This window comes from Mesorhizobium sp. WSM4312, assembly GCF_002294875.1.
Classification (GTDB): Bacteria; Pseudomonadota; Alphaproteobacteria; order Rhizobiales; family Rhizobiaceae; genus Mesorhizobium.
Map to the genome: position 1 here is coordinate 145,639 of NZ_NSFU01000016.1, position 11,422 is coordinate 157,060.

An 11,422-nucleotide genomic window follows, 5' to 3' on the forward strand; every position below is an offset into this window, starting at 1 on the left:
ACCATGGATAACTCCGCCGGCGGCGCCATCGCGCAGCCCGACACTTACGGGCGGCCTCACTTAGCCGCCGTCGACTCCCGCGTTCACGAACTGCTTCTAAGACAGGAGCGTCAGGAGCGGACAACTCTCAAACTGATCGCCTCCGAGAACTTTGCCTCCTCGGCGGTGTTGGAAGCGACCGGGTCGATTTTCACCAACAAGTATGCCGAGGGATACCCCGGTGCGCGCTACTACGCCGGAAACGAGATCGTCGATGAGCTTGAGACCCTCGCGATCGAGCGCCTGAAAGCGCTATTTGGCAGTGAACATGCCAACGTCCAGCCTTATTCAGGCTCGCCAGCCAACCAGGCTGTCTATCGCGCGCTTTTGAGCCCCCGTGACAAAGTCATGGGCTTGCCTTTACCCGAAGGCGGCCATCTGACTCACGGTTGGTCCGTCAATTTTTCCGGCAGCGATTATCAGCGCGTCCCGTACAGGCTGCACGAAAAGACACAGCAAATTGACTATGACCACTTGCGCGAGACCGCCAAGCGGGAACGCCCGAAGCTAATTTGGGTCGGCGGAACTGCTTATCCGCGTATTTTTGACTACGCGGCAATGGCCGAAATTGCTTCGGAGGTGAACTCGTATCTGGTGGCTGACATCGCCCACATCTGCGGCCTGGTTGTCGCAGGAGTGCATCCGAACCCCGTGTCCCATTGCGATGTGGTCACCAGCACCTCTCACAAGTCGATCCGCGGTCCCCGGGGTGGCTTCATTTTATCAAGGAATGAAGACCGTTATCAGCCCCTCCATCATCCGAAGAGCAAACACAATCTGGCCAAACGTATAGACCGCGCCGTGTTCCCTCTTCTGCAAGGCGGACCGCATATGAATACTATCGCCGCGCTTGCCGTCGCTTTGCAGGAAGCAGCGAACTCGTCCTTTCGTGTCTACGGTCAGCAGATCGTCCACAACGCCAAGGCTCTGGCCCAGGCACTTCTGGAGCGAGGTTATGAACTCGTCACCGGGGGCACTGACAATCACATGCTGATCCTTGATCTTCGGGACCGGTCGCTGTCAGGCAAAGCCTATGCGGAGCGCTTATCGCGTGCAGGCATCATTGCGAATTTCAATATGGTCCCGGGCGACCGGCGGCATCCGGCGCTGACAAGCGGCATCCGCTTAGGGACACCAGCGGTGACGTCCATGGGCATGCGCGAAACGGAGATGGTGCAGATCGCCGCTTTCATCGACTCGGTCTGCCGCCAGCCCGATGACCAGGAAGTTCATGCGAGCGTACGAAGAGACGTTGCCGACTTCTGCACTGCGTTCGATGTTCCCGGCATCCCCGACCGATAAGCCACCCCAATCCAGAAACTCCTCACTAACTCCAGCACTTGAAGCGAGGGCATTTTTATGACCAGGCAGTTCGTGTTCTCTTCCGAATCCGTCGGCGCGGGACACCCCGATAAGATGGCAGACAACATCTCCGATGCCATTCTCGATGCGGTCCTGCGCACCGATCCGAAGGCGCGCGTCGCCTGTGAAGTGTTGGTGAAGACGGGGATGGTCGTTGTGGCTGGCGAGATCACCAGCCATGCCCACATCGATTACAGCCAAGTCGCCCGCGATACGATACTCGATATTGGCTACGACGATGATGCGATTGGCTTTGATGGTCGACGTTGCGCCGTCGTTCTGGCCCTCACCGAGCAGTCGCCCGACATAAGCCAGGGCGTTGATGAAGGACGAGGGCAGGATCTCGGGCAAGGGGCAGGGGATCAGGGCATCATGTTTGGATTCGCATGCAACGAGACGGATACATTGATGCCCCTGCCGATCCAACTCGCTCACCATTTGACGAAAAGACAGGCCGAGGTCCGGAAAGCGGGACAGCTTGGCTGGCTGCGTCCGGACGTGAAATCTCAAGTGTCGGTACGCTACGAAGGGCTCCGCCCGGTGGCGCTGGATACCATAGTCCTGTCAACGCAGCATGACGAAGCGGTCTCACAAGCCACGGTCCGCGAAGGCGTCATTGAGGAGATCATAAAACCGGTCCTGCCGGCCCACCTGGATACTTCGGGGATCAGATTTCTGGTCAACCCAACAGGGCGGTTCGTGGTCGGTGGGCCTGCCGGCGACTGCGGCCTCACAGGACGGAAGATCATCGTCGATTCCTACGGTGGGACCGGGCGTCACGGCGGCGGTGCCTTTTCGGGCAAGGACCCATCCAAGGTTGACCGCTCGGCGGCCTATGCCGCCCGGTATGTCGCGAAGAACATCGTTGCCAGCGGCCTTGCGGAGGTCTGCGAGGTTCAGCTTGCCTACGCGATCGGCGTGGCCAGTCCGGTTTCTGTCATGGTCAATACCTTCGGAACCGCAAGGATCGAGGAAAAAAGGATCGAGCGCCTTGTTCTCGAGGTTTTCAATCTCCGACCGAAAGGCATCATCAAGATGCTTGATCTCTTACGGCCGATATACCGCAAGACGGCGACATACGGACACTTCGGGCGTGAAGAGCCTGAGTTCACTTGGGAGAAGACGGACAAAGCTGACGATTTGCTGCGTGAAGCCGGACCGGCAGCTGCGTGAGGGCGGCTGGATCAAGCGCATGCGGCAACCCATTTCAACTCGCGAGACCACGCCCGGCCGGCGTGGCAAGAAGCCGGCTCGGGTTTTGGCGGAGATTTTGATGCCGGATTATGACGTGCTTTGCATCGGCAATGCCATTGTCGACATCATCGCCCAGTGCGACGAGGAATTCCTCGAGACCAACGGCATCATCAAGGGCGCGATGAACCTCATCGACACACAACGCGCCGAACTGCTCTACAGCCGCATGGGCCCGGCGATCGAAGCGTCCGGCGGCAGCGCCGGCAACACGGCGGCCGGCGTCGCCAGCTTTGGCGGCCGCGCGGCCTTCTTCGGCAAGGTCTCCAACGATGCGCTGGGCGAAATCTACGCCCACGACATCCATGCGCAGGGCGTCGCCTTCGGCACCACGCCGCTCAAGGGTGAGCCGCCGACGGCGCGCTCGATGATCTTCGTCACGCCCGACGGCGAGCGCTCGATGAACACCTATCTCGGCGCCTGCGTCGAGCTTGGCCCTGAGGATGTCGAAGCCGACAAGGCGTCCGGCGCCAAGGTCACCTATTTCGAAGGCTATCTGTGGGACCCGCCGCGCGCCAAGGAGGCAATCCGCCAGACGGCGAAGCTGGCGCACGCGGCAGGCCGAGAAGTGTCGATGACGCTGTCGGATTCGTTCTGCGTCGACCGCTACCGCGACGAATTCCTCGACCTGGTGCGCTCGGGCACGGTCGACATCGTCTTTGCCAACAGCCACGAGATCAAGTCGCTCTACCAGACATCGTCGTTCGACGAGGCGCTGGCCCAGATCCGCAAGGATTGCCGGATCGCCGCCGTCACCCGCTCGGAAAAAGGCTCGGTGATCGTGCGCGGCGACGAGACCGTGGTGATCAAGGCGACCGCCATCAAGGAACTGGTCGACACGACGGGCGCCGGCGATCTCTATGCCGCCGGCTTCCTGCATGGCTACACGCAAGGCCGCGACCTGCAGACTTGCGGCGACCTTGGCTCACTGGCAGCCGGATTGGTGATCCAGCAGATCGGCCCCAGGCCCCGTCAGAATTTGCGCCGCGAGGCTGAGCAGGCGGGGCTGACCATTCCGGACGTTCAAACGAGTTAGTGGCCTACCTTCCCGTTGTGCAGGCTATCTCGCCAGAAGCGCAATCACGGAATAGGGAAATCCTGATGTCGAACATGATGAAGGCGCTTGTGAAGGCCAAGGCCGAACCGGGCATCTGGATGGAAGAGGTGCCGGTGCCGGAAATCGGCCCCAACGACGTGCTGATCAAGATCAAGAAGACGGCGATCTGCGGCACCGACGTGCACATCTACAATTGGGACCAGTGGGCGCAGAAGACGGTGCCGGTGCCGATGGTGACGGGCCATGAATTCGTCGGCACCGTTGCCGATTTCGGCGCAGCGGTCACCGAATACAAGGTCGGCCAGCGTGTATCGGGCGAAGGCCACATCGTCTGCGGCCATTGCCGCAACTGTCGCGCCGGGCGAGGGCATCTGTGCCGCAACACGCTCGGCGTCGGCGTCAACCGTCCAGGCGCCTTCGGCGAGTATCTGGCGATCCCGCAGCACAATGTCGTGCCGATCCCCGACGATGTGCCCGATGAGATTGCCGCGATCTTCGATCCCTTGGGCAATGCCGTCCACACCGCATTGTCCTTCGATCTGGTCGGCGAGGACGTGCTGGTGACTGGCGCCGGGCCGATCGGCATCATGGGCGCGCTCGTCGCCCAATGCGTCGGCGCGCGCAAAGTGGTCATCACTGACATCAACCCGGTGCGGCTGGCGCTAGCCAAGAAACTCGGCGTCCAGCATGTCGTCGACGCCTCGAAGGAGAAGCTGCGCGACGTCATGCCGGTGCTCGGCATGACCGAGGGGTTCGACGTCGGCCTCGAAATGTCAGGCGCCGCCCCCGCTTTCCGCGACATGATCGACACCATGAACAATGGCGGCAAGATCGCCATTCTGGGCATCGCGCCGACCGGCTTCGAGATCGACTGGAACAAGGTCATCTTCAAGATGCTGCATCTCAAAGGCATCTACGGCCGCGAGATGTTCGAAACCTGGTACAAGATGATCGCGCTTGTGCAGGGTCCGCTGGATGTCTCCGGCCTGATCACCCACCGCATCGGCATCGACGATTTTCAGATCGGTTTCGATGCGATGAAGAGCGGCAGTTCCGGCAAGGTGGTGATGGACTGGTAGGGATTGCCTTGGCCGCTATTCAGGAAAAGCTGACGACAGCACCTCTGGTCCGCCGGACATTTTCCAACTAGGGGAACATGGCTGGGTGGAGAGCTATGGCTCCGCTACGTGCGCTCGCTAATCATATACGGCGACGTATCGCGGCCCACCCGGTGACGGTCGATGGGGCAATTCGCTTCAGTCGATGACGGAAACCCGGTGAACCGATGCTGAGGCCCCGACGCGATCGTCTATTTCCTATGATCTGCGATTGAGGTCGAGGTGTTGCCGCTTTCAGCGGGTAAGATGCGATAGACGACTTCCGGTACCCTTCCGGTCAGCGAAAAGGAAGGCAACGAGCCGCATTGCCTCAAGCAAAATGTTACCAATAGTGTCCTGTTCCAAAGGGGATGGACAGGTCGTGCCATTCCGGTTCGGGGGAAGGATGGCGCGGCTCAGCATGGCGACACGGTGAAGCGGCGATCGTGGAGCTTTATTGCGGCGTTGACAAGCGGCGCATTCTGGATGAGTTCGAGGCGGTAACCGGCTATTATTCGCAAGCGCGCGATCCGTCTTATGAACCGTCGTGAGCAGAGGCCGTCTGCGGGCAAGAGCCGCAGCCGCTGTTACGGCAGCGATGTCCGCGACGCGCTCATCGTGTTGTGGGAGGATTCGGAGCGGCTGGGTCCGCATCGACGCTCGCGGCGGCCAGCGCCGCCGGGCAGGAATGAGTTCGCAGTTCGCCGCTCGGTGCCAGCCCGCACCTTCGGCGATTGGAAAGATCCGCCGCCCGGCTTTGTTGAGCGCATTCGGGCACGTCTTCGTCAGGGAGCTTCGTGCAGACGATGGTGCTGACCGGATTGCCGCCGGCTGGACCGATTGCATTCCGCTCCGCACGCGCGACAGCGGCAATGTGATCATGGCGATCAAGCAGGCCCGCTCCCGGTTTCGCTGACCCTGTGCTGCTGTTTGCCGGCATCCGCCCGCACAGGAAGAGCTTGTAAAAGTGCGGAAATCGAGGAGCCGTTGGTCGTCGATCTTCAGCCTGAACGCGGTCGTTTGCTGGTGCCGCAAATCGGCTGTTGCATGTACATCCCTGTCAGACGTCAGTTTTCCTCGCCTATTTTGGTGTCGAGCGCGAAGTGCTCCAACCAGATTGCAAGGCTTTTTGGAAATGAGAGCGGCTTTGCGCAGGGCGCTCCGTTGTTGAGCATTCAAGCTACCAAGCCAATGACGCGCAGGTTCCACCAGGCTCGCCAGCCTTGAAGGACAGCGAAAAAAGCAGAGCACGACAGACACAACAGTGCATCAGGACGCCGCAGTCGTTGAAGATGGTGCGCTGCATCCATACCGTGGATGCATTCGATCCAAATAATCGATTTGTTCAATCAGTTTCTCGAAAGCTAACCCTACCCTCTGTGGGAATCGGGCTCTGAGCCGCGACGCTGCCTTGCGAGCGCAGGGGCTGCACGTAGGAGAGATGATGCAACGAGAAATCGCACGCGGGTTGCTGGCCTCGTGGGTTCGCCGACCGGCGTATTTGAGCCCGTCAGTTGGTCCTCACCCGCGCCTATTGCCACCGAGCGACTTGCATGTCCCTCCGACTCGGACCAGTTCCGAGAGCTGCGACGAGTTGCGCGCCGTGTGCTCCGATCAGATGGCCGCCGGTGACGCGTTCGATGGGCCGTCCCTCTTCGAGAGGAGATGAAATGCGAACGCTGCTCGTGGATCATCATGCGGATCTTGCGCGCGCCATGCGACTTGCGCTCGGGGATGGCGGCTTCGTCGTTGATGTCGTTGGTACTCTGGAACTGGCTTCGAGTGCATTTTCTTGCGCCAGCTATGAAATTCTCCTGCTGGAATTGGCTCTGCCAGATGGCGATGGCTTGGGTTGGCTGAGGCAGTTGAGGACCCACGGGCATTCAGTTCCTGCCGTCATTATGAGCAGCCTTAACGATCTCGATAAGCGAATTGCGATCTTCAACGGTGGTGCGGACGACTTTCTGCTCAAACCCATCTCTACCGATGAGCTTATTGCCAGAATGAGAGCCATTCTGCGCCGGGCGACACAGATGACCGACCTGAGGCTCGTATTTGGCAATCTCGACTTTGATCCGGTCGCCCGCCAGGTTTTCGTTGATGGGCACCCAATGATGATCGCACGTCGCGAACTCTGTGTTCTAGAGCACCTGCTTAACCGGGCAGGCCGCATCGTGCCCCGTGCGCAATTGGAAGATCACCTCTATTCATTCAACGACGACGTGTCTGCCAACGCGCTTGAAGTCGGAATTTATCGTTTACGGGGACATCTGACCAGATCAGGTGCAACGCCACGGATCAAGACCATCCGAGGCATTGGTTACATCCTAGAATTGACTGACGCCTCGTCCGCATAGTTTGTCGAATCGAAAGAAGATCTATTTTGCTGATCCTTCAACATCCTTGCGCTGCGCTCAATTGGCGGGCGATCGCCAACAAGGTTACAAGACCTGCAGTGCCCCGTTACCTGGGCCATCTCCTCTGCGCGCTTATTGTGACTTTCCCACTTGGTGTCGCGGCGCAAAACAAGCAGGACAAAGGCCCGCCGCATGCGGCTTCGAATAGCATCAACGCCACGCTGACCCTTTCCTCTTCGCTCGGGGAGACCGTTCATCTGCCCGGGCCAGCCACGACCATCTTTGTTGCTGACCCCACGATCGCGGATTTTCAGGCGCCATCGAGCAAAACAATCTTCGTCTTTGGCAAGAAATCGGGGCGGACCAGCCTATTCGCCTTGGATGGCAATGGCGAGCCTCTCGCCGAATTGCGTATCGTTGTCACGCAACCGATCGGGGATTTACGCGCCATGTTGCGGGAGCAGGTCGGCGACTATCCCATCCGCGTCAACTATACGCCGCGCGGCGCAATCCTTAGCGGGACGGCGCCCGACGCAGAGGTCGCCGACACCGCAAAAAGAGTCACTGAGCAATATCTGGGCGACGGAGCGCAAGTCGTCAACAACATCAAGGTCGCTGGATCCCTGCAAGTTAACCTCAGCGTGCGCGTAGCCGAAGTCTCACGCAGCGCCATGAAGTCACTCGGCGTCAACTTGTCCGCCTTCGGTCAAATCGGCAATTTCAAAGTGGGCGTTCTAAGCGGAAGCGCTGCAAGCGCTGGGTCTGGTTCAACCCAGGGTGGCGGTACAGCAGAAATCGGATTCGACAACGGTGCCGTCAACGTCAGCGCGGTTCTCGACGCGCTCGCCAAGGAGCATATAGCTTCCGTCCTGGCTGAGCCGAACCTCACCGCTATGTCGGGTGAAAAGGCCAGCTTTCTCGCGGGCGGCGAATTTCCCATTCCTGTCCTGCAGGAAAACAGGCAGGTATCGGTTGAATTCCGTCACTTCGGCGTCAGTCTGGAATTTGTGCCGACAGTTCTCAGCAACAATCAAATCAACATTCACGTAACGCCCGAAGTCAGTGAACTGTCGACGCAAGGTGCCGTGCAAATCAACGGAATTTCCGTGCCGGCAGTTTCCACGCGCCGAGCCGATACGGTCGTCGAACTCGCCAGCGGCCAGAGCTTCGCAATCGGCGGTCTAATCAGGCGGAACGTCAACAATGATGTCAGGGCCTTTCCCTGGCTCGGAGAACTGGCGATCCTGGGACCGCTTTTTCGCTCGACCTCGTTTCAAAAAGAGGAGTCAGAACTGGTCATTCTAGTTACGCCTTACATTGTAAGACCAGGCTCCAACCCAAACCAGATGAGCGCACCGACCGAGCGGGCGGCACCGGCTTTGAACGGAGGGGGCGCTCCGACGAATTCCGTGACAAGTCCCCCGCGAGACCGCGCTGCTATCCGTGCGGGCGCGCCAAGCGCCCAGGGCGGTCTCGGCTTCATCATCGAATAGTGTCATCCAAAGATGTTGCGTTTTATAATCCTCTTTGTCGCTCTGGCACCAAGCGTAAGTGGCTGCACAAGCACTACGCCAGTTGATGTCGAACCATCGGCACCAATGCTTGTCCGAGAGGAGACCACCGTCCTGACGTTGCAAAGCCTGCGCGCTTCCGAACGGCAGCGTTTGCGTGTTTTCCTAGACAAGGCCAGTCGCGGCCGGTTCGATGCCATCCACCTCCTCATCAGCGGTTCGCCCCAGCTCAGCGCAGGGGTAGCCCATCAGGCCAGGCAGTTGGCAATCGAAGAAGACAACATTCAATTGCGCGATCAACACGACGCCGGCTCAGTGCGAATTGAGGCGATTGTCTATCACGCCCGTCCGCCGGTCTGTCCCTCATATGGTGCCTTACCCAATGAAGAATCCTTCAAACAGCCGCTTGGTTGTTCGACAGGACATAACCTGGCCGTGATGGTCAACGATCCGCGCGATCTGCTCGACAATCAGGCCGTCAAGGCCGGCGATGGCGATCGTGCTTCTGTACCAGTTGCAACTTACAGAACATTCGGGACGGATAAAGGTGGCTGATACCGCCCTTATCTCGGCAGCACTCCTACCGGAGATTGAAAGCTTCCAATCGCGTCCTGATCTAAAATAAAAGGAACCGCTGGATGCAATATAGGCGCTATATCGAGGGCCTTAGGGCCGTTGCTGTACTTCCGGTCGTACTCTTTCATTTCGGAATTTCGGCGATCCCGGGTGGCTTTAGCGGGGTCGATATCTTCTTCGTCATCTCCGGCTACCTAACCAGCGGAAGCCTCCTGGATGACCTTGAACGCGGCCAATTTTCCATCGTCAACTTCTACTGGCGCCGTGCCCGGCGCATTCTGCCGGCGCTCGTCTTTGTGATGCTTCTCACCTGCATTGCGGCATTGTTCATTCTTCTGCCACCGGATCTGCGCGGATTCAGTCTTAGCATCATAGCTACCTCGACCTTCTGGTCGAACGTTTTCTTCTGGAAAACGTCAAGTTACTTCTCTATCGATGCCGCGCTTCTACCACTGTTGCACACTTGGCCGCTTTCCGTAGCGGAGCAGTACTACATCTTCGCACCAATCCTGATGTTCCTAATCTATCGCTACATCGGGAAGCGCTGGCTGACGACACTTCTTCCGATAATTCTCTGCAGCTTCGTAGTGGCGGTGATGGCGACATCGCTGGCACCCACCGCCGGATTCTATCTGCTGCCGACCCGAATCTGGGAACTCATGTTGGGCGCCCTGCTCATGCTCAAATGCCCCTCGCCGCTGGGCAACCGACTCCTGATGGAGTCGGTGGGGGTGGCCGGATTTGGCCTTCTCGCCATCGGGTTCTTCGCGATTTCGGCGAGTGATCCGTTCCCAGGCTACAACGCCTTGTATCCATGCATCGGAACGGCCCTTCTGATCTATGTTGGCCAAAATACCCCCTCGACGGTCGCCACCCGCATGCTCGAAGTCAGGCCGCTGGTCTGGATTGGGCTCATCTCGTATTCGTTGTATCTTGTTCACTGGCCTCTCAATGCGTTCGCGCACTATCTTTCGTTCCAAAAACTCGATCCGTTGATGACCGGTGCGATGTTGGTGGCAAGCCTCGCATTGGCTGCATTCTCCTGGAAGTTTGTAGAGCAGCCGTTTCGACAGAAGAGGGCCTTCACCTCCCCGGGGCCTATCTTCGCCTTTTCAGCGCTCGCGATCGTTGTCCTTTGTGCCGGCGGAGCGGCGGGGGCGCTCGGCAACGGCTTTCCGCAACGGTTTCCGGACTATGTCCAGCGGCGCATTTCCGTCGGGGACTGGAGGAATGGCATCTGTTTCAACGAGGGCACCAGCCGGATCGAAAGCTGGAATATGGAGGATTGCACGCGCACCAGCGGTTTTCCAACAACGGTTTTTTTGTGGGGCGACTCCTTCGCCGCGCACTATGTTTCCGGCTTGGGTGCTAACATAAATCGATTGCAGGCGAACATCGTTGAATATACGTACGCCAGCTGCGCGCCGATACTCTATTACTACCCGTACGATCGTCTTGATTGTGTCCGGTTCAATCGCAAGGCCTTGGACGTCATCTTGGAAGCGGACATCAAGACGGTTATCCTCAGCGGTAGATGGAGTGACTATGAGGTCAGAGGTTTCGACGGTCTTCAGCAAACAATCGCTACGCTTCGTGCCCTGGGCGTGCGCGTGTTTGTCATCGGCCAGTCTCCGCAGTTCCCAACTGACGTCCGGAAAATTGCGTTCTTCGCCAAGCGCCAAAATCTGGACGATACGTCCTGGCCGATCGCGATGGACCCCGACGTCAACGAACGTGTGCGCTCATTTACCAAAGGCGCCACATTCATCGATCCGCTGAAATTCCTGTGCAGCGCAGGACGCTGCGCCTATTTCGATAGAGGAGAGTTTTTATATTTCGACTATGGTCATTTCTCTTCAGCCGGCGCCACACTGGCAATCTCGAAATACTGGCCGGCTTTTGGCAAGGACAATGCTCTTCCTAAGACGAAGTAGCGGCTCAGCGGCTGACAAGCACCAGTACGGGTCCCAGTGATAGCTCCTGCTTCCGCAGCAGCCGCGACGATGGAGCTGTTCAGGTTTAAGGCCCCCCGATAGTGACCTAGGTGTGGAGCTTCAACAGGTTGTCCTCGATCAGGGCGAGGCGACTGATAGGCGTTTTTGACTTTAGGCTGCCATGTGGACGATGCCAATTGTATCTGTGCAGCCAGACAGGCAGTTCGGCGGCACGATG

Annotated in this window: 8 protein-coding genes and 2 pseudogenes; 9 read left to right on the plus strand and 1 reads right to left on the minus strand. The window is 58.7% G+C overall.

All coding sequences use genetic code 11. The features are described 5' to 3' along the window. The first annotated feature begins 3 nt into the window (after positions 1–3). The 9 genes and pseudogenes from glyA to CK228_RS26050 all read left to right on the plus strand — a co-directional run bounded on the left by glyA (position 4) and on the right by CK228_RS26050 (position 11,184). Positions 4–1,341, plus strand: a complete 1,338-nt coding sequence (gene glyA / locus CK228_RS26010; RefSeq protein ID WP_063169266.1) for a serine hydroxymethyltransferase — start codon at positions 4–6, stop codon at positions 1,339–1,341. A gap of 57 nt (positions 1,342–1,398) precedes the next feature. Next, on the plus strand, positions 1,399–2,574 hold the full coding sequence (gene metK / locus CK228_RS26015; RefSeq protein WP_063169265.1) for a methionine adenosyltransferase: 1,176 nt from the start codon (positions 1,399–1,401) through the stop codon (positions 2,572–2,574). Positions 2,575–2,674: 100 nt separating this feature from the next. Next, positions 2,675–3,688 (plus strand): adenosine kinase, encoded by a 1,014-nt coding sequence (locus tag CK228_RS26020; protein WP_063170366.1) that lies wholly within the window; start codon positions 2,675–2,677, stop codon positions 3,686–3,688. A 65-nt stretch (positions 3,689–3,753) separates the two neighbouring features. After that, the gene (tdh, locus tag CK228_RS26025) at positions 3,754–4,788 is read left to right on the plus strand and encodes an L-threonine 3-dehydrogenase (protein ID WP_063169264.1); all 1,035 of its coding nucleotides are present in this window, start codon (positions 3,754–3,756) and stop codon (positions 4,786–4,788) included. A gap of 714 nt (positions 4,789–5,502) precedes the next feature. Beyond that, positions 5,503–5,671 (plus strand): annotated as a pseudogene (locus tag CK228_RS36015) (transposase); the annotation flags it as partial. A gap of 805 nt (positions 5,672–6,476) precedes the next feature. Next, entirely contained in the window at positions 6,477–7,163 is a 687-nt protein-coding gene (locus tag CK228_RS26035; protein ID WP_063169262.1) for a response regulator transcription factor, read from the plus strand. A gap of 71 nt (positions 7,164–7,234) precedes the next feature. Next, positions 7,235–8,656, plus strand: coding sequence for a type II and III secretion system protein family protein (locus CK228_RS26040; protein WP_063170365.1), 1,422 nt, complete (start codon positions 7,235–7,237; stop codon positions 8,654–8,656). Between the two features lie 12 nt (positions 8,657–8,668). After that, positions 8,669–9,229, plus strand: coding sequence for a CpaD family pilus assembly lipoprotein (locus CK228_RS26045; protein ID WP_063169261.1), 561 nt, complete (start codon positions 8,669–8,671; stop codon positions 9,227–9,229). A gap of 83 nt (positions 9,230–9,312) precedes the next feature. Further along, a complete protein-coding gene (locus CK228_RS26050; protein ID WP_063169260.1) occupies positions 9,313–11,184 on the plus strand; it encodes an acyltransferase family protein in 1,872 nt (623 codons plus the stop codon). A 106-nt stretch (positions 11,185–11,290) separates the two neighbouring features. Here the strand turns inward: CK228_RS26050 and CK228_RS26055 are convergent. Further along, positions 11,291–11,422, minus strand: a pseudogene (locus tag CK228_RS26055) (IS481 family transposase); the annotation flags it as partial.